This is a genomic window from Buchnera aphidicola (Cinara curtihirsuta) (assembly GCF_900698895.1).
GTDB classification, from domain to species: domain Bacteria; phylum Pseudomonadota; class Gammaproteobacteria; order Enterobacterales; family Enterobacteriaceae; genus Buchnera_F; species Buchnera_F aphidicola_AX.
Genome location: NZ_LR217700.1, coordinates 183,053 through 204,376 on the forward strand (window position 1 = coordinate 183,053; position 21,324 = coordinate 204,376).

17 protein-coding genes, 3 tRNA genes and 1 rRNA gene are annotated in these 21,324 nt (G+C 21.6%); 14 read left to right on the top strand and 7 right to left on the bottom strand.

Annotation, left to right across the window (positions count from 1 at the left end; translation table 11 throughout):
• Positions 1-84: 84 nt before the first annotated feature.
• A complete protein-coding gene (gene proS / locus BUCICURT3053_RS00780) occupies positions 85-1,698 on the bottom strand; it encodes a proline--tRNA ligase (protein ID WP_154061128.1) in 1,614 nt (537 codons plus the stop codon).
• A gap of 491 nt (positions 1,699-2,189) precedes the next feature.
• On the opposite strand from proS, the gene BUCICURT3053_RS02105 reads away from it, so the two are divergent.
• The 3 genes from BUCICURT3053_RS02105 to BUCICURT3053_RS00795 are packed head-to-tail and all read left to right on the top strand — an operon-like array spanning position 2,190 to position 5,411.
• Complete coding sequence (locus tag BUCICURT3053_RS02105; RefSeq protein WP_154061129.1) at positions 2,190-2,615, top strand: EscU/YscU/HrcU family type III secretion system export apparatus switch protein; 426 nt, start codon at positions 2,190-2,192, stop codon at positions 2,613-2,615.
• Between the two features lie 47 nt (positions 2,616-2,662).
• Complete coding sequence (locus tag BUCICURT3053_RS02110) at positions 2,663-3,301, top strand: EscU/YscU/HrcU family type III secretion system export apparatus switch protein (protein ID WP_331865592.1); 639 nt, start codon at positions 2,663-2,665, stop codon at positions 3,299-3,301.
• A 28-nt stretch (positions 3,302-3,329) separates the two neighbouring features.
• Positions 3,330-5,411 carry a flagellar biosynthesis protein FlhA gene (locus BUCICURT3053_RS00795; protein ID WP_154061348.1) on the top strand — a complete coding sequence of 694 codons (2,082 nt, stop codon included), beginning with the start codon at positions 3,330-3,332 and terminating at the stop codon, positions 5,409-5,411.
• A 29-nt stretch (positions 5,412-5,440) separates the two neighbouring features.
• On the opposite strand, the gene argS is transcribed toward BUCICURT3053_RS00795, so the two are convergent.
• Positions 5,441-7,156 carry an arginine--tRNA ligase gene (argS, locus tag BUCICURT3053_RS00800; RefSeq protein ID WP_154061131.1) on the bottom strand — a complete coding sequence of 572 codons (1,716 nt, stop codon included), beginning with the start codon at positions 7,154-7,156 and terminating at the stop codon, positions 5,441-5,443.
• 432 nt (positions 7,157-7,588) lie between these two features.
• Between argS and BUCICURT3053_RS00805 the strand changes: the two genes are divergently transcribed.
• The 8 genes from BUCICURT3053_RS00805 (at position 7,589) to tadA (ending at position 12,078) form a co-directional block, all read left to right on the top strand.
• Positions 7,589-9,152 (top strand): 16S ribosomal RNA (locus tag BUCICURT3053_RS00805).
• Positions 9,153-9,210: 58 nt separating this feature from the next.
• Positions 9,211-9,287 (top strand) — tRNA-Ile (locus tag BUCICURT3053_RS00810).
• A gap of 10 nt (positions 9,288-9,297) precedes the next feature.
• A tRNA-Ala gene (locus BUCICURT3053_RS00815) sits at positions 9,298-9,370 on the top strand.
• A 140-nt stretch (positions 9,371-9,510) separates the two neighbouring features.
• The gene (gene dnaQ, locus BUCICURT3053_RS00820) at positions 9,511-10,221 is read left to right on the top strand and encodes a DNA polymerase III subunit epsilon (RefSeq protein WP_154061132.1); all 711 of its coding nucleotides are present in this window, start codon (positions 9,511-9,513) and stop codon (positions 10,219-10,221) included.
• 72 nt (positions 10,222-10,293) lie between these two features.
• Positions 10,294-10,367 (top strand) — tRNA-Asp (locus BUCICURT3053_RS00825).
• Between the two features lie 83 nt (positions 10,368-10,450).
• Positions 10,451-11,008, top strand: coding sequence for a nucleotide exchange factor GrpE (locus BUCICURT3053_RS00830; RefSeq protein ID WP_154061133.1), 558 nt, complete (start codon positions 10,451-10,453; stop codon positions 11,006-11,008).
• A gap of 85 nt (positions 11,009-11,093) precedes the next feature.
• Positions 11,094-11,582 carry an SsrA-binding protein SmpB gene (gene smpB, locus BUCICURT3053_RS00835; RefSeq protein WP_154061134.1) on the top strand — a complete coding sequence of 163 codons (489 nt, stop codon included), beginning with the start codon at positions 11,094-11,096 and terminating at the stop codon, positions 11,580-11,582.
• 40 nt (positions 11,583-11,622) lie between these two features.
• Positions 11,623-12,078 (top strand): tRNA adenosine(34) deaminase TadA, encoded by a 456-nt coding sequence (gene tadA / locus BUCICURT3053_RS00840; RefSeq protein ID WP_154061135.1) that lies wholly within the window; start codon positions 11,623-11,625, stop codon positions 12,076-12,078.
• Between the two features lie 34 nt (positions 12,079-12,112).
• Here the strand turns inward: tadA and acpS are convergent, their stop codons facing one another.
• From acpS to lepA, 5 genes are all read right to left on the bottom strand, one after another.
• Positions 12,113-12,493 carry a holo-ACP synthase gene (acpS, locus tag BUCICURT3053_RS00845; protein ID WP_154061136.1) on the bottom strand — a complete coding sequence of 127 codons (381 nt, stop codon included), beginning with the start codon at positions 12,491-12,493 and terminating at the stop codon, positions 12,113-12,115.
• 26 nt (positions 12,494-12,519) lie between these two features.
• Positions 12,520-13,365, bottom strand: a complete 846-nt coding sequence (era, locus tag BUCICURT3053_RS00850) for a GTPase Era (protein ID WP_154061137.1) — start codon at positions 13,363-13,365, stop codon at positions 12,520-12,522.
• A 7-nt stretch (positions 13,366-13,372) separates the two neighbouring features.
• The gene (rnc, locus tag BUCICURT3053_RS00855) at positions 13,373-14,053 is read right to left on the bottom strand and encodes a ribonuclease III (protein WP_154061138.1); all 681 of its coding nucleotides are present in this window, start codon (positions 14,051-14,053) and stop codon (positions 13,373-13,375) included.
• 84 nt (positions 14,054-14,137) lie between these two features.
• On the bottom strand, positions 14,138-14,911 hold the full coding sequence (gene lepB / locus BUCICURT3053_RS00860) for a signal peptidase I (protein ID WP_154061139.1): 774 nt from the start codon (positions 14,909-14,911) through the stop codon (positions 14,138-14,140).
• Positions 14,912-15,061: 150 nt separating this feature from the next.
• Positions 15,062-16,852 carry a translation elongation factor 4 gene (lepA, locus tag BUCICURT3053_RS00865; protein WP_154061140.1) on the bottom strand — a complete coding sequence of 597 codons (1,791 nt, stop codon included), beginning with the start codon at positions 16,850-16,852 and terminating at the stop codon, positions 15,062-15,064.
• A gap of 302 nt (positions 16,853-17,154) precedes the next feature.
• On the opposite strand from lepA, the gene mnmA reads away from it, so the two are divergent.
• From mnmA to BUCICURT3053_RS00880, 3 genes are all read left to right on the top strand, one after another.
• Positions 17,155-18,258 carry a tRNA 2-thiouridine(34) synthase MnmA gene (gene mnmA / locus BUCICURT3053_RS00870; RefSeq protein WP_154061141.1) on the top strand — a complete coding sequence of 368 codons (1,104 nt, stop codon included), beginning with the start codon at positions 17,155-17,157 and terminating at the stop codon, positions 18,256-18,258.
• Between the two features lie 152 nt (positions 18,259-18,410).
• Positions 18,411-19,175, top strand: a complete 765-nt coding sequence (locus BUCICURT3053_RS00875; RefSeq protein ID WP_154061142.1) for an enoyl-ACP reductase FabI — start codon at positions 18,411-18,413, stop codon at positions 19,173-19,175.
• Positions 19,176-19,373: 198 nt separating this feature from the next.
• Positions 19,374-21,323, top strand: coding sequence for an exoribonuclease II (locus BUCICURT3053_RS00880; protein WP_154061143.1), 1,950 nt, complete (start codon positions 19,374-19,376; stop codon positions 21,321-21,323).
• The last annotated feature ends 1 nt before the right edge of the window (position 21,324 follow it).

Below are 21,324 nucleotides of genomic sequence, written 5' to 3' on the forward strand. Positions count from 1 at the left end.
TTAAAAATTTTTTATATATATAAAAATTAATAATTATTTATTTAAATATATTTTTATATATATTTTATTTAAGTTTACAAAAAATTATTTTATTTTTTTATCTATAAATGCAATTATATCAGAAATAAGAATTCTTTTTTTGAAATAGTTTTTTCTTGAATAAAATTCAATTTCTTTAGATTTTATTGTTTTATAACTAATAATAATTCCATAAGGAATACCAATTAAATTCATATCAGCAAACATTTTTCCTATATTTTCTTTTCTATCATCAAATAAAACATCAATTTTTTTATTTATTAATTTTTTGTAGATTAATTTTGCTGTTTTTTTTATTTCATTATTTTTATGCATATTAATTGGAATAATAAATATTTGAAAAGGAGCTATACATTTAGGCCAGATAATTCCATCTTTATCATAATTTTGTTCTATAATTGATGATATAATTCTATTAATTCCTATTCCATAACAACCCATATTTAGTAATTTTTTATTGTTGTGTTGATCTTGAAGTATAAAATTTATGTTTTTAGAATATTTTTTCCCAATTTGAAAAATATGACCAATTTCTATACTATTTTTTTTTTTTAATATTTCTTTTTTTGTATTGTAATAAAAAACTTTATTAATATTTTGTATATTAACAATTTTATTAAAAATAATTTTTTTATTCCATAAAATAGGTATAAAATTTAAATGTGATGGGTTTCTTTTTAATATAAAATATGGCATTTTTATTATTTTAGAATCTGCTAAAATAAATATTTTTTTATTAAAATAAAATTTTTTATCATTAGTTAATTTATATGATAAAATTGTTTTTTTAGATTTTATAAATTTTAAAGGATATTCTAATATATTTATACTTTGTAAGTCTTTTACATTTAAAGGATCATTTTTACGCATTAATAATACAGCTAAATTATATTTTGATTGATTTATTTTTGTTTTTATTAAATAAATTTTTATTTTGTTTTTTTGAATATTAAATTGGTTATTATGTACTGCATAGTTAGATTTTTTGGAAAAAATAATTTTATCTTCTCCAATTCTAGATATAGCATGAAATTCATGTGATACAGATCCTCCCATAATTTTTGAATTTGTTTTAACAATTTTAAAATGCAGTTTTAATTTTTTAAATATTTTTATATAGATTTTTTTCATTTTTTCATACGTTTTTTTTAATGATTTTTTATTAATATGAAAAGAATAAGCGTCTTTCATAAGAAATTCTATAGATCTTATTACCCCGAATCTTGGTCTTATTTCATCTCTAAATTTTTTTTGTATTTGATAGAAAACAATAGGTAATTGTTTATATGATTGAATTTCTTGAGAAAAAATATAATTTATAGCTTCTTCATTAGTAGGACTTAATATACATTTTTTTTTTCTACGATCGATAATATTAATTAATTCTTCTCCATATAATTTAGTTCTTCCGCTTTGGTCCCATAATTTTTTGGGTTGTATAATAGGTATACAAATCTCCATATATCCATATTGATCCATTATATTTGAAATTATATTTATAATTTTTTTTATAATTCTTTGTCCCGTTGGTAACCATGTATATATTCCTGCAGATAACATACGGATCATTCCAGATCTTAACATCAATTGATGACTTATAGATTCTGTCTTTTTCGGTGTTTCTTTAATGGTTGCAAGTAAATATTTTGTAGTGTACATATATAGTATCCAGAATATAAAATAGATAATTAAATTTTATTTATAATAAATACATAGATTAATTAAATTTTTATTTAATATGAATTTATTAATAGACAATTATTATTTAATATATTTTTTTGACTAAGTATTATCTTATATATTTTATATAAAAATAACCATAAAAATAATTAATAATAGTTGTATTTTTTTATAATTACAAAAATTTATGATAATTAAAAAAATAATTTTAATAAAGTAAATAATATAATTTATTTTTATAAATTATAAATATAATTTTTTTTATTCTTCTTTTTTATTGTTTAGATTTTTTATTTAAAATTTTAAATAAATAAAATATTATTTTTTTATGTTTTACAGTATATTAATTTTTAAATATAATTTATAAAAAATAAATAATTTAATTTTATTTTAAATTAAATAAATATAATTGTGTTATTAATAATTTTTTCACAAAAAATAATCAATAGATTTTTAAATAGGTATAATTTATGAATTATAACTTAAATGAAGATAAAACTGAAGATGCAACTCCATATAAAATTGAAAAATATAAGAAAAATGGAGAAATAAAATATTCATATGATTTAAACTCTTTTTTTATATTATTATTTTTTTTCTTTTTTATATTTATAAATAAAAAAATAATTTTTTTATATTTTTTAAAATTATTTATATCTAGTTTAACTTTTCAAAATAATATAATCGATAAACATCACAGATTATTTATTTTCTTATTACAACATATAAAAAATTTTATTTTATTTTTTTCAATATTATTTTTTGGAATATTTTTTATATTAATTTTTTCACCTATTTTAATTTATGGAGAAACAGTAAGAATAAAATTTATTAAAATTAATTTAAATTTTATAGATGTTATAAATAATTTAAAAAAAAAAAAATTTCAAATATAGTTACTGATTTTTGTTTAACTTTATCAAAATTAATAATAATTGTTTTAATTTCTCTTTATTATATATGGAATAATTTTTTAAAAATAAATCAATTTAACTCTTATTCACTATTATATAGCGTGTTCTGTGGTTTTTTTTTTATTTTTAAGTTTGTTCGTATTTTAATTTTATTTGTTTTTTTTATAGCTGTTATAGATGCAATTTTACAATATTTTCAATATTTAAATAATTTGCGTATGACTATTCAAGAAGTAAAAGATGAATATAAGGAATTAGAAGGAAATCCTTTAATTAAACAAAAAATTCGAATGTTAACTCAACAATTATCAAAAAAATATTCTATTTTTAAGTTAAAAAAATCTGATGTAATTATTTTTAATTCTATAAATTGTGCAGTTGCAATACATTATGATATAAAAAATATGTCTTTACCTAAAGTATTATTTAAAGGAACTGGATATTTATCTATAAAAATTATAGAAGTTGCAAAAAGGAATAACGTTCCTATATTTATTTCTAGTGATTTAGCTATATATTTATATAATAATTCTTCTATTGGAGATTATATTCCTAGTAATTTATATATATCTATTGCAAAAATTTTAGCATGGGCTTGGCAATTAAAATATTGGAGAAAATACGGCGGTATATATCCAGTTAAGCCTATTATATTTTTTGATAATTAGTAAGTTATTTTTAGGAGAAAAATTGTTGATAAATAAAATATTTTTTTTATTTCATAGTTTTAAAAAAATTAATAATAATATATTAAGTTCTTTATTTGCTCCATTACTGATATTAATTATTTTATGTATGTTTGTTTTACCTCTTCCTTCTTTTATTTTAGATTTATTTTTTACTTTAAATATTGCTATTTCTATAATTGTTTTGATTGTTGCTTTATTTACTACAAAAACTTTAGATTTTTCTTCTTTTCCTTCTGTAATATTATTTTCAACATTATTACGATTGTCATTAAATATTGCTTCTACACGAATTATTTTATTAAACGGTCATATTGGTTCTTTTTCTGCTGGACATGTTATTGAATCATTTGGTTTTTTTTTAATTAGTGGAAATTTTTTTATTGGTATTATTATTTTTATTATTTTAGTTATTATAAATTTTTTAGTAATTACTAAAGGTTCTGGAAGAATCGCAGAAGTTGGAGCTAGATTTATTTTAGATGCAATGCCTGGAAAACAAATGGCTATAGATGCTGATTTAAATGCTGGTATTATTTCTGAAAAAGAAGCAAAAAAAAGACGAATAAATGTACATAGAGAAGCTGATTTTTATGGTTCTATGGATGGAGCAAGTAAATTTATTCGGGGGGATGCTATTGCTGGAATTATAATAATGATAGTAAATATTGTAGGTGGTTTAATAATAGGAATTTCTCAACACAATATGATTTTTTTACAAGCAGCTAAAATATACAGCATTTTAACTATTGGAGATGGTTTAGTTTCTCAAATTCCTTCTTTAATTATATCAATTGCTTCGGGTGTTATTTTAACCCGAGTTGGTTCTGAAAAAATTAATATTAGTGAACAAATAATTAGTCAAGTATTTAACAATCCTCAAGTAATTTTTTTTAGTGGAATTATTTTTTTTATATTTAGTTTAATTCCAGGTATGCCAAATTTTATTTTTCTATTTTTTACAATTAATTTGTTTATATTATCATGGTATATATATAGTCAGCAGTGTATCAAAAAGAATTTTTATAAAAAATCTGTTTCTCAAGAAAGAAAAATATTAAATTTAACTTGGAATGATATTCAATTTGAATCCTTGATTACTTTAGAGTTAAGTTCTGTTTTTTTAGAATCTGTTTATAAAAATAAATATAATAATTTATTACAAGATTTATATCAATTAAGAAAAAATATTGCTCAGGATTTTGGTTTTTTATTACCTGAAATTAACTTAATTCATAATCATAAGTTAGAAAACGGAATATATAAAATATTAATAAAAGGAGTAGAAATTAGTTCAAGTCAAGTTTATTTAGATAAATTTTTAGTTATAGATAAATCTAATAATATTATTAAAATTCCAGGTATAAAAGTAATAGAACCTGTTTTTAACCTTCCTTCATTATGGATTGATTCTGATTTTAAAAAAGATATATTAAAAAATAAACTAGTAATTATAGATCCTATTACTGTTATTATTACACATTTTGATAAAATTCTTAGAAAAAAATTACATGAGTTATTTGGCTTTCAAGAAACTCAGCAATTAATAGATCGTATATCACAAAATTATCCAAAATTAATTAATTATTTGATACCTAATATAATTTCAGTAACTGTTTTACAAAATATTTTACAAAATTTATTAAAAGATGATATATCAATTAAAGACATTAGAACTATTTTAGAAACTTTAATAAAGCATGGTTCTAGTTTAAAAAATGATATAGAAAAATTAACTGATATTGTTCGTATTTCATTACGAAATTTTATTACTCAAAAATTTTTTTTAAAAAATAAAAATATTAATGTCATTGGATTAAGCTCTAATATTGAAAAAATATTACTAAAATTTGTTAATGACAAAGATCATGTTTTAGAACCTACTTTTTCTGAAAAATTAATTAAACAAACTCAATTGTCTGTTTCTCTTCAAAAAAAAGATAATTTACCAATTGTTCTATTAGTTCTTCCTGAATTACGTGTTCTCTTATCAAAATTATTTACTCTTAATATTCCTGATTTAACAGTATTATCGTTTTTAGAAATTGCTGAAGATCGATTTATAAAATTTATTCATATTATTGGTAAATAAAAAAACTAGTTTGTAAAAATAAAATTTTTTTACATTATTTTTACTGTATTTATTCCTAATAAATATAAACCTTGTTTAATAATTCTCGCTGTTAAAATAGACAATTTTATTCTACTTATCTTAATGTGTTGCTCTTTTACAGATAAAACAGGACAGTTTTCATAAAAGTTTGAAAATTTTCCAGCTATATCGTATAAATAGTTACACATTAAATGAGGAGTTCCGTTTTTTTCTAAAATAAATATAATTTCTTCAAACTGCAAAATTGTTAATATTAATTGTCTTTCAAAATTTGTAAATATTTTTATATGATATAGATTAGTATTAAAATCTGATTTATTATTTTTAATAATTGACTGAATGCGAGTATATGCATATTGTATATAAGGAGCGGTATTCCCATTTAATGATAGTATTTGTTTCCAGTCAAATTGATAATCAGACATTCTATTTTTAGATAAATCAAAATATTTTATAGCACCTATACCAATATTTTCTGATATTTTTTTTATTTTATTTTCACTGATATTTTTGTTTTTTTTATTAATCAATTTTTTTGCTTTTAAAATACTTTTATTTAATAAATCTATTAATTTAATTGTTTTTCCTTCACGTGTTTTAAAAGGTTTATTATTTTTACATAAAATCATTCCAAAAGAATGATGTTCCAGTGATGTTTTTTCTGTTACATATTTTGCTTTTTTAGCTATATTCCATACTTGTAATAAATGTTGTTTTTGTCTACTATCAGTGTAGTAAATAATTCGATCAGCTTTTAATACATTACATCTATATTTTATACAAGCAAGATCTATAGTAGTATATAAAAATGCTCCATCTTTTTTTTGTATAATTACTCCCATATTTTTACCTAATCGATTTTTAAATTCCTTTAAATAAACAATAACTGATCCATTATAATTAACTGCTATTTTTTTATTTTTTAAATCAGAAATAATTTCCGGTAACATATAATTATAAAAACTTTCTCCTCTAATATCACTATTTTTAAGTAAAACATTGAGTTTTTTATATATTAAATTGTTTTTCTTTATAGTTAATTTAACTAATTTACTCCATATTTTTATACATTTTTTATCTTTATTTTGTAATTTCACTACATTTTTTTTTGTTTCTTTTATGAAATTTTGGTCTTTCTTATATAATGAATATGCTTTTTTATAAAATTTTTCAAAATTATCAATAGATTTATATGATTTTAATTTTAATTGAGTAATTAATATTCCAAACTGTGTCCCCCAATCACCAATATGGTTTTGTCTAATAACTTTATTTCCTAAAAATTTCATTACTCGAGCTGTTACATCTCCTAATATAGTAGATCTTAAATGTCCAACATGCATTTCTTTTGCCATATTTGGTGAAGAATAGTCAATAATTACTATTTTTTTTTTTTTTATAGGGATATTAAAATTTTTTGAATTATACATTTTATTTATATATTTACACAACCAATTATTTCTTAGTTTTATATTAATAAACCCCTGTTTAGGAGCAAATATTTTTTTAAACATATTATATTTTTTCATATGATTGGAAATTTTTATTGATAATTCATGTGGAGATAATAACATTTTTTTTTTAAATTTAATAATTCCATTTATTTGATAATCAATTTCATTATTTTTGGTATTTTTTCGTATAATAGGATCAAAATTTTTAGGAGTTCCATATTTTATACATATCTTTTTTATTTTTTTTGTTAAAAATATTTGAATATTCATATATTTACCTTTTTAATTATAAAATATTAATTTATGTATATTTTTAATATAATCATTGTAAATTATATAAAAATTATTATATAATAATTAATTAAAGTTGTAAAAATATATATATCTTTATTTAATTTTTTAAATATATATAATTTTTGTAAATAATTTTTTTTAAAAAAAATTATTTTTATAAAAATTAAATTGATTAGTTTAATTAATTAATAATATAAATTGTTAATAATATAATAATTTTTTTTAAATTGAAAAAATATGTTGACTTTTTTTCAAAAAACGATAATATAGATCTTGTAACAAAAATGTTCTTTAAAAAAATATTTCAGAAAATTTATGTGGGCACATGAAAATTAAATATTCAGATACAAATTATTCATTATTAATTTTAATTAAAAAAAATTAATTTTGTAGTAAAAAGGTTATACGTAAATGAAGAGTTTGATCATGGCTCAGATTGAACGCTGGCGGCAAGCCTAACACATGCAAGTCGTGCGGCATCGGAAAAATATTTATATTTTTGCCGGCGAGCGGCGAACGGGTGAGTAATATCTGGGGATCTACCTAAATGAGGGGGACAACCATTGGAAACGATGGCTAATACCGCGTAATGTTGAGAAACTAAAGTAGGGGATCTTCTATTTTTAATTAAAAGAAGACCTTGCGCGTTTAGATGAACCCAGATGAGATTAGCTTGATGGTAAGGTAAAGGCTTACCATGGCAACGATCTCTAGCTGGTCTGAGAGGATGACCAGCCACACTGGAACTGAGACACGGTCCAGACTCCTACGGGAGGCAGCAGTGGGGAATATTGCACAATGGGCGAAAGCCTGATGCAGCTATGCCGCGTGTATGAAGAAGGCCTTCGGGTTGTAAAGTACTTTCGTCAGGAAAGAAAGTAATAGTGCTAATATCATTATTAATTGACGTTACCTGAAAAAGAAGCACCGGCTAACTCCGTGCCAGCAGCCGCGGTAATACGGGGGGTGCGAGCGTTAATCAGAATTACTGGGCGTAAAGAGCGCGTAGGCGGTTATTTAAGTCAGATGTGAAATCCCTGGGCTTAACCTAGGAACTGCATTTGAAACTGAATAGCTAGAGTTTCGTAGAGGGAGGTAGAATTCTAGGTGTAGCGGTGAAATGCGTAGATATCTGGAGGAATACCTGTGGCGAAAGCGACCTCCTGGATGAAAACTGACGCTGAGGTGCGAAAGCATGGGGAGCAAACAGGATTAGATACCCTGGTAGTCCATGCTGTAAACGATGTCAACTTAGAGGTTGTATCCGTAGAGAAATGACTTCTGAAGCTAACGCATTAAGTTGACCGCCTGGGGAGTACGGTCGCAAGGCTAAAACTCAAATGAATTGACGGGGGCCCGCACAAGCGGTGGAGCATGTGGTTTAATTCGATGCAACGCGAAGAACCTTACCTGGTCTTGACATCCATAGAATTTTATAGAAATATAAAAGTGCTCTCGAGAACTATGAGACAGGTGCTGCATGGCTGTCGTCAGCTCGTGTTGTGAAATGTTGGGTTAAGTCCCGCAACGAGCGCAACCCTTATCTTTTGTTACCATCAGTTCGGCTGGGGACTCAAGAGAGACTGCCGGTTATAAACCGGAGGAAGGTGGGGACGACGTCAAGTCATCATGGCCCTTACGACCAGGGCTACACACGTGCTACAATGGTACATACAAAGAGAAGCAGCTCTGCAAAGATAAGCAAACCTCATAAAGTGTATCGTAGTCCGGACTGGAGTCTGCAACTCGACTCCACGAAGTCGGAATCGCTAGTAATCGTGAATCAGAATGTCACGGTGAATACGTTCCCGGGCCTTGTACACACCGCCCGTCACACCATGGGAGTGAGTTGCAAAAGAAGCAGGTTTCCTAACCATATTTTTGGAGGGCGCCTACCACTTTGTGGTTCATAACTGGGGTGAAGTCGTAACAAGGTAACCGTAGGGGAACCTGCGGTTGGATCACCTCCTTAAAATAAAAAATATTTAATTGGATTGTGCCCACATAAATTTTTTGATTTATAGTAAAACAGGCTTGTAGCTCAGCCGGTTAGAGCACACCCCTGATAAGGGTGAGGTCGGTGGTTCAAATCCACTCAGGCCTACCATTTAAAAAAAGGGGCTATAGCTCAGCTGGGAGAGCGCCTGCTTTGCACGCAGGAGGTCAGCGGTTCAATCCCGCTTAGCTCCAATATTTTTATTTCACTTCTATTAATTTCATTTATTTATTTTATAAATAATTTTTCATTTTAAAAACTTTAATAATTTAATTTTTTATAAATTATATATATAAAATTTATCTGAATTAATCTATTTTAAATATTTTTAAATATGAGTTATATACATAAAGATAGAAAGGTAATACTAGATATAGAAACAACAGGTATGAATAAACATGGTTGTTTATATCTTAATCATAAAATTATTGAAATAGGTATAATTGAGGTAATTAATAGAAATTATACTGGAAAATATCTACATTTTTATTTAAATCCTAATAGAAAAATAGATAAAGAAGCATATAAAATTCATGGAATTTCTGAAAGTTTTTTATTAGATAAACCAACTTTTAAAGAAAAGTATATAGATATTTTAAAATTTATAAAAAAATCAGAAATTATAGTACATAATGCAATATTTGATATTAGTTTTTTAGATTATGAATTTAGAAATTTAAATTGTGGAATTAAAAAAATTAGTAAATTTTGTACTATTACAGATACTTTATTAATTGCAAGAAAAATATTTCCTGGAAAAAAAAATAGTTTAGATGCTTTATGTAAAAGATATAAAATAATTAATATTAATAGAGAATTACATAGTGCATTATTAGATGCTAAAATATTAATGAAATTATATTTATATATGACAAGTAAACAAGAAAAAATTAAATTTAATTTAAAAAATTTATATTCAATAAATTTACCTTTTTTAAAAAAAAGTACAGTATTTCAACCGTCAAAAATTTTATTTGCAAATAATTTAGAAAATAAAAAACATAAAAAATATATAAATATAATTAAAAAAAATTTTTCAAATTAATAGTTATTTATTTTTTTTCTTGACTATAATAATAAATAAATATAAAATTTGTATTTTAATAAATTAAATATTGGTGCGGTAGTTCAGTTGGTTAGAATATCGGCCTGTCACGCCGGGGGTCACGGGTTCGAATCCCGTCCGCACCGTAAAATTATTTTTTTATGTATATTTTTTTATTTATTTTTTTATAAATAATATTTTTTTATATAAAAAATTTGGAAATATAATTATGAATTGTAATGATATTATTGGTAATTCATCTTCAAATGTAAAAAATAATACTTTATTAAATAAAGATGTAATAATTGATAAAAAATTATTAAAGAAAAGTAAATTAAAATTATTAAATTTAAAAAAAGATATTTTAAACACATCTCTTATATACAAAGATAAAGTATTAAAAATTAAAAATAGATTACAAAAAAAAATTTATAATACATATAATTTTTTTTTAGAGAAAGATTTTTTATTAGTTTTACCTATTATTGATAGTATTGAAGCTACTATTAATGTATTAGATAATTCTAATGATAATAATTCTAAGATTTATGTGGTATTAAAAGATATTCAAAAAAAATTTTTATATGTATTTAAAAAATATGGTATTTCAATTATTAACTCTATTAATACCCCCTTCAATCCTGATTTTCATCAAGCAATATCAATTGATTTTTCTGGAAAATATAAAAATAATTTTATTTCATCCATTATTCAAAAAGGATATTCATTAAATAATAGATTATTAAGACCTGCATTAGTATCTGTATCACAAATCAAAAAAAATTAAACTATATATTATTTATTAATATTTTTTATAACTTTTATATTATTAATTACAATATTAAATACTTATTTATATAAGGAAAAAATATTTGAATATTAATAGAAAAAAAAAAATAACAAAAAAAAAAACATTTTTAAATAAAAAAGCTAAATATAATTTTCATATAAAAAAAACTATTATTTCTGGAATTATTTTAAAAGGATGGGAAGTAAAATCAATTAGATTAGGTTTTGTTCAAATTACTGAAGGACATATTTATATTAAAAAAAATGAAGCTTATTTAAGTGGAGTATATTTTCAACCATTATTAAATACATCTGATTTTATCAGCTGTCAATCAAATCGTATTAGAAAGTTATTATTAAAAAAAAAAGAAATTCACGATTTATATATTTATAGTAAAAGAAAAGGATATACAATTATTCCTATAAAATTATTTTGGAGTAGATCTTGGTGTAAAGTTAAAATAGGAATTGTAAAAGGTAAATCTATTCAAGATAAAAGATTAGATAAAAAAAACAATTCATGGAAGATTGAACAATCTACTATATTTAAACGTATATCTATAAATAAATAGTATAATAGTAAATATTTTTATGAAATGGGATTTTGTTAGAATGAAATTAATAGATAATTATTGGATGAAAATAGCATTAAATCAAGCATATAAGGGAGAAAAAAGAGGGGAAATTCCAATTGGTGCTGTTTTAGTAAAAAATAACTATCTTATTAGTTCATCTTATAATTCTTGTGTTTCTTTATTTGATTCCAGCGCTCATTCTGAAATTTTAGTTATTAGAAAAGGAGGAAAAGAACTAAAAAATTATAGATTATATAATACTGTTTTATATGTAACACATGAACCTTGTTTTATGTGTTCTGCAGCTATTATAAATTCTAGAATATGTAGAGTAGTATATGGTTCTTATAGTACAAAGAAACATGATTTTTCATACTTTATGAATTTATTATATATTAATAATATTAAGCATCATATAAAAGATATTAAATCTGGTGTTCTATTATATGAATGCTCAAATTTATTAAAAAATTTTTTTAAAAAAAAAAGATAAATTAAATTTATATTAAAAATAATTATTTTTTTATTTATTTTTCTAGTATAACAACAGATTGTACATATTTACTAGAATCAGTAATACTTAAAAAAATTTTTTTAGTTTTTAACTTTTTTAAAATTATGCCGGCGTAACCAAATATATTCAATTTTGGTTTACCATATATATTATGTATAATTTCACAATTTTTTAAAAAATTTTTTTTATATATACCAACCCCAATTGCTTTGGCTGCTGCTTCTTTTGCTGTAAATCTTGTAGCTAAAAATTTATCTTTATAGTTTGTATTTTTATATTCATATAATTCTTTTTCTGATAAAATTTTGTTAGGTATTTTAATACCATAACGAAAAATTAATTTTTTGAATCTTTTAACATTTATTAAATCTATTCCAATACTTATTATTGACATTTTATTTCCTATTAAAATATAAAAAATTACCTTATTTTTACATTAATATTTAAATATATTTTTTTTTTTAATAATTTTTCTATTTGATATTTTGATTGTATTTTACATTTTTTTATTTTTACCCCCTTTTTTCCTATAATAATTTTTTTATGTCGTATATTTTTAATAAAAATTAAACTTGAAATAATATATTTATTTTTTATATTTTGATAAAAATCTGTAATAAATATAGTAAATGAATATACTAATTCTTGATTTAAAAGATTAATTAATGTTTCTCTTATTATTTCAGAAACTAAAAATTTTTTTTTACAAGTAGTTTTTTGATTATATAAATATTTATGATTTGATATTGGTATTTTTTTTTTTATATAAATTAATAAATTATTTAAATATATATTTTTTCTTGCTGAAATTAAAAAAATTTCTTTATTATAAATTAATTTATTAATTTTAGAAATAAATGGTAATAATAATTGTTTATTATATATAAGATCAATTTTATTGATTACCATTATGTAATTATTGTTATTTTTTTTAATATATCTTAAAAGTTCATTTTCTTCTTGAGTCCAAATAAAACTATTAATTAAGAAAATTATTATATTTGTTTCATTTATAAGATTAAAAGTGTCTCTTAATTTTTTTTTTTCAATTTTATTAGAATAATTATTTTTTAATCCAGGAGAATCAATTATTTCAAATTGTATTAAATTATCAGTATAAATCCCTGTTATATGAGTTTGAGTAGTATTTTTTTTATGTGATATAATAGAAATATTTGATTTTATTAATTGATTTAACAAAGTAGATTTACCTACATTAGTTCGACCAACTATAAGTACTCTTCCAAAAAAAGTATTTTTTTTCATAAATATCTTATTCTGCCTCTAATCTAATTAATGCATTTTGAGCTGCATCTTGTTCGGCTTTTCTACGACTAGCTCCAATTCCAATTAATATTTCTGATAATCCATTTATTTTACAGTAAATAGTAAAAATTTGATTATGTGCAGCTCCGTATATTTGTCCTACATGATATATTGGTAATGGAAAGTGTTTTGATTGCAAAAATTCTTGCAATCTAGTTTTTGGATCTTTTTTTGTTCCAATTGGACTCATTTCTTTAAAACGTTTTTTATACCATTTTAAAATTATTCGTTCTACAGTATAAATATTACTATCCAAAAATATACTAGCTATAATAGCTTCTATAGCATTAGCTAATATAGATTCACGTTTAAATCCCCCACTTTTTTTTTCTCCTTGTCCTAATTTAAGATAACTACCTAAAGAAAATTCAGATGCGATTTCCGCTAATGTATTTCCTCTAACTAATGTTGCTCTCATTCTACTCATCCCTCCTTCATTTACTTTAGGAAAATGATGATATAATGCTTTGGCTATAATAAAACTAAGAATAGAATCTCCTAAAAATTCTAATCTTTCATTATGTTTTTTACTAGCACTTCTATGGGTTAAAGCGTGTTTTAATAAAGATATGTTAGTAAATTTATATCCAAGAAATTTTTGTATTTTTTTTATAACTATTAGATTCATATTACACCAGTTAAAAATTAAAACAATTAATGTATTTATTTTAAAAAATATTATTAAATTTAATATTTATTATATATAATAATTTTATTGAATTTTTTTAAAAATTCTCCTAAAATATATTATATGAAACCATTTTTTACTTTTATAATTCATGCTAAACCATATATATTTTGCTTTTCCTAATATATTTTCTTTTTTCACTAAACCCCAAAATCTACTATCTGAACTTTTATCTCTATTATCTCCTATAACAAAATATTGATCTTTAGGAATTATCCATGTCCATTTTTTTTGATTTTTATTTTTTATATTATATAAATATAAATAATTTTTTATACCATGAAATACAATTATATCATGTACATGATTTTTAAATATTTCTTTGTAACTTTCTTTTATTAATGAGCGATATGTATGAATATTTTTATTATAAAATTTTTTATTATTTTTAATTTGATTAGAAATAATATATTTAATTTCTTTTTTTTTTTTTTTAATAATAGAATATTTATTATTAATTTTATTAAAAATATATATTTTTTTTGTAAAAGGATGATAAAAAACTATATCTCCAGGTAAACCAATAATACGTTTAATATATTTTAAATTTTTATTTTTTGGATATTTAAAAACAACAACATCATTTCTTTTGGGTTTATAACTATTAAATTTAATTTTTTTATTTAAATTTTGTGTATTGTAAAAAAGTTTTTGAACTAATATATAATCACCTTCAAATAAAGATGGTTTCATTGAATTTGAAGAAATAGAAAAAGATTGAAAAAAAAATAACTGTATACTAAAAATAAAAACTATAATAAGAAAGTATTGTATTAATTCTATTAATAATTTTTTTATATTTTTTTTTTTATACCTTTTTTATAAATATAAATATAAAAATTATTTATATTATTAAATATAAAAAGAAAAATTAATGTGCTAGTTATAAAAATAACTATATTTTTTATTAAAAATTTCATATATGTTTAAAAATCCTATTTTTAATAGTTAATCAAGTTGTAATATAGAAAAAAATATTTCTTGAGGAATTTTTACATTTCCAATAATTTTCATTCTTTTTTTTCCTTTTTTTTGTTTTTGTAATAATTTTTTTTTACGACTAATATCACCTCCATAACATTTTGACAGTACATTTTTTCTAAGTTGTTTAACATTTACTCTAGAAATAATATTATTTTCAATAGCGGCTTGAATAGGTACATTAAATTGATGTCTTGGTATTATTTTTTTAATTCTTTCTATTATATTTTTTGCAAAACAAATAGAATTTTTTCTGTGACAAATAGATGATAATGCATCAATTTTTATAGAATTAATTAAAATATCAATTTTAACTAAATCACTTTTTCTAAAACCGATAGAATTATATTCTAATGAAGCATATCCACTAGAAACAGATTTTAATTTATCAAAAAAATTTGAAATTACTTCTGATAATGGAATTTCATATTGAATAACAGTTTTTTTATTATGATATATTAAGTTTTTTTGTATTCCTCTTTTTTTAATGCATAAATTAATAATTTCTCCAATATATTTTGTAGGTGTTAAAATATTACAAAAAGCTATTGGTTCTCTAATTTCATGGATTAAATTAGTATGAGGAAATTTTACAGGATTATCTAAATAAATTATTTTTTTATTTTTTATTAAAATAACTTCATATATAACAGTAGGGGCTGTTAAAATAATCTCTATATTGTATTCTCGCTCTAATCTGGATTGTATAATTTCCATATGTAATATTCCTAAAAATCCACATCTAAATCCAAATCCTAATGCTTGTGAATTTTCAGGTTCATAAAATAAAGAAGAGTCATTTAATTGAAGTTTATTTAGAGCTTCTTTAAATTGATTATATTGATTAGTTTTTATTGGAAATAAACCAGCATATATTTTTGGTTTAATTTTTTGAAAACCTGGTATTAAATTAGTAGAAGGATTTTTAAATGATGTAATAGTTTCACCAACTAGTATAGAGTGAATATTTTTAATGCCACAAATCATCCATCCTACTTCTCCACAAGATAACATTGGTTTTAAAATTCTTTTTGGTGTAAAAATACCTAATTGCTCTACTTGATATACTTTTTTAGTTCTTAAAATAAGTATTTTATCTTTTATTTTTATAAAACCATTTTTTATACGTACTAATGATACTACACCTAAATACTTATCAAACCAAGAGTCAATTACTAATGCTTGTAAGGGGTTATCAGCACTTCCTTTTGGAGAAGGAATAACTGTTATAATTTTTTCTAATAATTCAGGTATTCCTTGACCTGTTTTTGCAGAACATAAAACAATATCTTTTGTTGAAATTCCAATAATATCTTTTATATCTTGACATACTTGTTTTGGTCTAGCATTAGGTAAATCAATTTTATTTAAAATTGGCAAAATTGATAAGTTCATTTTTAAAGCGCTAAGGCAATTTGCAACTGTTTGAGCTTGTACACTTTGAGCTGCATCTATTATTAATAAAGCTCCTTCACTTGCAGATAATGCGCGTGAAACTTCATAAGCGAAATTAACATGCCCAGGTGTATCAATAAAATTCAAATAAAAATTTTTTCCTTTTTTCGAAGTATAATTAATTGTTACACTTTGTGCTTTAATTGTAATACCGCGCTCACGTTCTAAATCCATAGTATCTAAAACTTGATTCGACATTTCTCTTTTAGATAAACCTCCACAAATCTGTATTAATCGATCAGATAAAGTGGATTTCCCATGATCTATATGGGCAATAATAGAAAAATTTCTTATATATTTCATCATATAACTAGTGTACCATTTGTTTTAGTTTTGATCTAATAAATTTTGTTATTAAAAAATGTTTGATATATATATTTAAAAATTTTTAATAAAAACTTTTTATAATTATATATAATTAATTATATATGTTATATATAATTATAAAAAGTTTTATCTATTTTATATAATTTATTTATTTATAATAAAATTGATATGTTACATAATATAACAGATTATATAAATCTTAAAAATTTTTAAAATTATTAATTAGTTTATATTTAAAAAATAAAAATTAAATATAATTATTTATATAGTGAAAAAAAATGAAAAGAAAAAAAGTTATTTTAGCTATGTCAGGAGGAGTTGATTCTTCTGTTTCAGCCTGGTTATTATTAAAAAAAGGATACGATGTAGAAGGTTTATTTATGAAAAATTGGGATGAAGATGATTCTGATAATTATTGTTCTGCTAAAATTGATTTAATTGATGCAAAATCTGTTTGCAAAAAATTAGGTATTTTTTTACACAAAATTAATTTTTCTACAGAATATTGGAATAAAGTATTTAAAAAATTTATTTCAGAATATAAAAAAGGATATACACCAAATCCAGATATTTTATGTAATAAATTTATAAAATTTAATATCTGTTTAAATTTTGCATTTAAATGTTTAAAAGCAGATTATTTTTCTACTGGACACTATGCTTCTATTAAGAGAATAAAAAATAAATTTTATTTATACAAAGCAGCAGATACAGAAAAAGATCAAAGTTATTTTTTATATACTTTAAAATCAAATATCTTATCTAAAATTTTTTTTCCATTATCTCAAATGAAAAAACATAAAATACGAATGATAGCTAAAAAAATAAAATTATCTGTTTATAAAAAAAAAGATTCAACTGGAATTTGTTTTATTCAACCTAAAAAATTTAATTTATTTTTAAATCGTTATATTCCTTATAAAATAGGAAGAATACTTACTATGTCAGGAGAATTTATTGGATTACACATAGGTTATGAGTATTATACTATCGGGCAAAGAAAAGGATTAAAGATTGGTGGAAAAAAAAATAAAAATATGTACCCGTGGTATGTAGTAAAAAAAGATATAGATTCTAATATTATTAGAGTAGTTCAAGGAAATGGTAATCCTTATTTATTATCATGCGGATTTTTAACAAATAAAATTCATTGGATTAATAATAAACCAAATTTATTAAATTTTAAATGTATGGTGCAAATTAGATATAGATATAATCCTATTATGTGTCAAATTAATTTTAATAAAAAAAACAATTATATAGAAGTACTTTTTAATAAACCTAATTTATGCATTGCAATAGGACAATCAGCAGTATTTTATTATCATGACTTATGTCTCGGAGGTTCTATTATAAAAAAAAATATATCATATTTACCATGATATTAAATTAATATTAATTTAAAAATATATAAAATTAAAAATTAATAATAAATAAAAAAATTCTAAAAAATGTAATAATTAATTTTCTTAAATTAATTTAACTAACATTTATGTATTTAATTATAATTTATATAATATGGGTGTTATAATATATGGCTTTTTTAAAAAATAAAAAAATTTTAATTTTTGGAGTTAAAAATTGTTTTTCAATTGCTTGGGGGATAGCTTTATCTATGTATAAACAAAAAGCTAAATTAGCATTTGTTTATCATAATATAAAATCAAAAAAAAAAATAATGCCACTTGCAAAAGCAGTAAAATCTAAAATTATTCTACAATGTGATATTAATTCAGATGATTCAATAGAAAAATTATTTATAAAATTATTTGATATATGGGGTATGTTTGATGGAATTGTACATTCAATAGCCTATGTTCCTAAAATTCAATTAAATAAAGATTTTATTAAAATAAGTAATCGTATAGATTTTTTAAATGCTTTTGAAACTAATACTTTCAGTTTAATAGCAATTATAAAAGTAGCTATAAAATTTTTAAATAAAAAATCTTCTATTTTAACTTTAACCTATATCGGTTCTATAAAATTTATACCATATTATAACATTATGGGTATTACAAAATCTGCATTAGAATCAAGTGTACGATATTTATCTGTTTCTTTAGGAAAAAAAAATATACGAGTTAATGCAATTTCTTCTGGATCTATTAAAACGACAGCATCTTATATAATAAAAAATTTTCATAAAATAATTAGTACAGATAGAAATTGTTCACCTTTAAATAGAAATATTTCTGCTCAAGAAATTGGAAATGTAGCTGCTTTTCTATGTTCTGATTTATCTAGTGGTATTACAGGACAAGTTATATATGTAGATGCCGGAAGAAATATTATGTAACAGGTTACTACAAGTAGTTTACTGTTTTAGAAGTATAACAATTATTTATTTTTTAATAAAAAAAACATAAATTAAATATTTTTTTTAATTAAAAAAAAATAAAAAATTTATTTATTTAAAATATTTATAATAAAATATATAAAGTATTTACTTAGATTTGTTTTTTCAATAAAAATAAAATTATTAGGTTATTATATTATGTTTCAAAATAATTCTTTACTTATACAGTTAAAAAATAAATTACATAAAAAAAAACCTAGAGTTGAAGGAATCGTAAAAAGTACTAGTCAAGGTTTTGGATTTTTAGAAGTTGATTCTAAAAAAACATATTTTATTCCATCTAAAAATATGAGAAAAGTTATTCATGGAGATAAGATAATAGCTTTAATTGAAAAAGAAAATGATAAAGAAATTGTATATCCAGAAAAATTAATAGAACCTTTTTTAAAAAGATTTATAGGTTCTATATATAAAAAAAACAATTGTATCTATATACAGTCAAATTATCCATATATACGAAACACAATATTTTATAGATATAAAACTTCCTTAAAAAGATCATGGAAAAATGGAGATTGGATAATAGCAGAATTAAAAAAACATAGTTTACGTGATAATAATTACTTTAGTATAAAGATTATAAAATTCATATCTGAAAAAGATAATCCATTATTACCATGGTATGTTATATTAACCAGGCATAATTTAGAAAAGAAGTCACCGACAGTTAGTTTGTTAAATTTATCACCACATATTATTGAAAATAATAATAGAATAGATTTAACATGCTTAGATTTTATTACTATAGACAGTTCTAATACTAAAGATATTGATGATGCTCTTTTTGTAGAAAAAACAGAGGATAATAAATTTATTTTAACGATAGCAATTGCAGATCCTACAGAATATATATTAGAGGATACTGAAATAGATAATATAGCTAAAAAACGTATGTTTACTAATTATTTACCTGGATTAAATATATCTATGTTACCAAAAGAATTATCTGAGAATATTTGTTCTCTACAACCTTTTCTAAAAAGACCGGTATTAGCATGTCGAATAATTATTGATAGTAATGGTCATATTATAATAAAAAAAACAGAATTTTTTTTAGCTTGGATCAAATCAAAAAGTAAATTGTCATATGAAAGAGTATCAGACTGGCTAGAAAAAAAGGGAAATTGGAGACCTGACAATGAAAAAATTGAACAACAAATATTATTATTAAAAAAAATATATATAATTCGTAATCTTTGGAGAAAAAAAAATGCTTTAGTATTTAAAGATCGTTTAGAATATCGATTTAATATATCTAAAGAATGGGAAATATTAAATATTTCTATAGAAAAAAGAAGAATTGCACATAAAATTATTGAAGAATCTATGATTACAGCTAATATTTGCGCGGCCAATTTTTTAGATAAAAAATTAGGTTTTGGTTTATATAATACACATTCTGGTTTTAATATATTTAATGCAAAAAATGTTATTGAATTTTTAAAACAATATAATATTTTTTATAAAGTAGAAGAAATTATGACTTTATCTGGTTTTTGTAAATTAAGAAGATCATTAGATGAATTATGTAACGAGTATGTTAATTATAGAATTTATCGATTTCAATCTTTCGGAGAGATAAGTATTTTTTCAAAACCTCATTTCTCTTTAGGATTATCCTCTTATGCTACTTGGACTTCCCCAATTAGAAAATATAGTGATATGATTAATCATAGATTAATTAAGTCTGTTATAAATAAAAAAAATAATATTATACCGCCTGATAATATTTTATTATCACATATTATTGATCGCAAGAGAAAAACACGTATGGCGGTTAGAGAAATAGAAGAATGGTTATATATAAAATTTTTTTATAAACAAAATTTTCATAATACACATTATCAAGCAGATATTATTGACATTTTAAAGGGAGGAATTCGCGCTCGTTTATTAAAAAATGGTGCTTTTATTTTTATTCCTGCTCCACATATACATAACGTGCGTCATGAATTGATTTTTTATCCAGAATCAGGAGTTGTATATATAAAAAATAAAATTCATTATAAAGTATCAGATAATATAATAGTACATTCATTAATTATAAATTATGATACTAAAACAATTATTGCATCTCTAGCTAATTAAA

Bases quoted from the DNA above. Each gene is read 5' to 3' on its own strand.
- proS (WP_154061128.1), bottom strand. From the start codon at position 1,698: ATGTACACTACAAAATATTTACTTGCAACCATTAAAGAAACACCGAAA.
- BUCICURT3053_RS02105 (WP_154061129.1), top strand. From the start codon at position 2,190: ATGAATTATAACTTAAATGAAGATAAAACTGAAGATGCAACTCCATAT.
- argS (WP_154061131.1), bottom strand. From the start codon at position 7,156: ATGAATATTCAAATATTTTTAACAAAAAAAATAAAAAAGATATGTATA.
- dnaQ (WP_154061132.1), top strand. From the start codon at position 9,511: ATGAGTTATATACATAAAGATAGAAAGGTAATACTAGATATAGAAACA.
- BUCICURT3053_RS00830 (WP_154061133.1), top strand. From the start codon at position 10,451: ATGAATTGTAATGATATTATTGGTAATTCATCTTCAAATGTAAAAAAT.
- tadA (WP_154061135.1), top strand. From the start codon at position 11,623: ATGAAATTAATAGATAATTATTGGATGAAAATAGCATTAAATCAAGCA.
- acpS (WP_154061136.1), bottom strand. From the start codon at position 12,493: ATGTCAATAATAAGTATTGGAATAGATTTAATAAATGTTAAAAGATTC.
- era (WP_154061137.1), bottom strand. From the start codon at position 13,365: ATGAAAAAAAATACTTTTTTTGGAAGAGTACTTATAGTTGGTCGAACT.
- rnc (WP_154061138.1), bottom strand. From the start codon at position 14,053: ATGAATCTAATAGTTATAAAAAAAATACAAAAATTTCTTGGATATAAA.
- lepA (WP_154061140.1), bottom strand. From the start codon at position 16,852: ATGAAATATATAAGAAATTTTTCTATTATTGCCCATATAGATCATGGG.
- mnmA (WP_154061141.1), top strand. From the start codon at position 17,155: ATGAAAAGAAAAAAAGTTATTTTAGCTATGTCAGGAGGAGTTGATTCT.
- BUCICURT3053_RS00875 (WP_154061142.1), top strand. From the start codon at position 18,411: ATGGCTTTTTTAAAAAATAAAAAAATTTTAATTTTTGGAGTTAAAAAT.
- BUCICURT3053_RS00880 (WP_154061143.1), top strand. From the start codon at position 19,374: ATGTTTCAAAATAATTCTTTACTTATACAGTTAAAAAATAAATTACAT.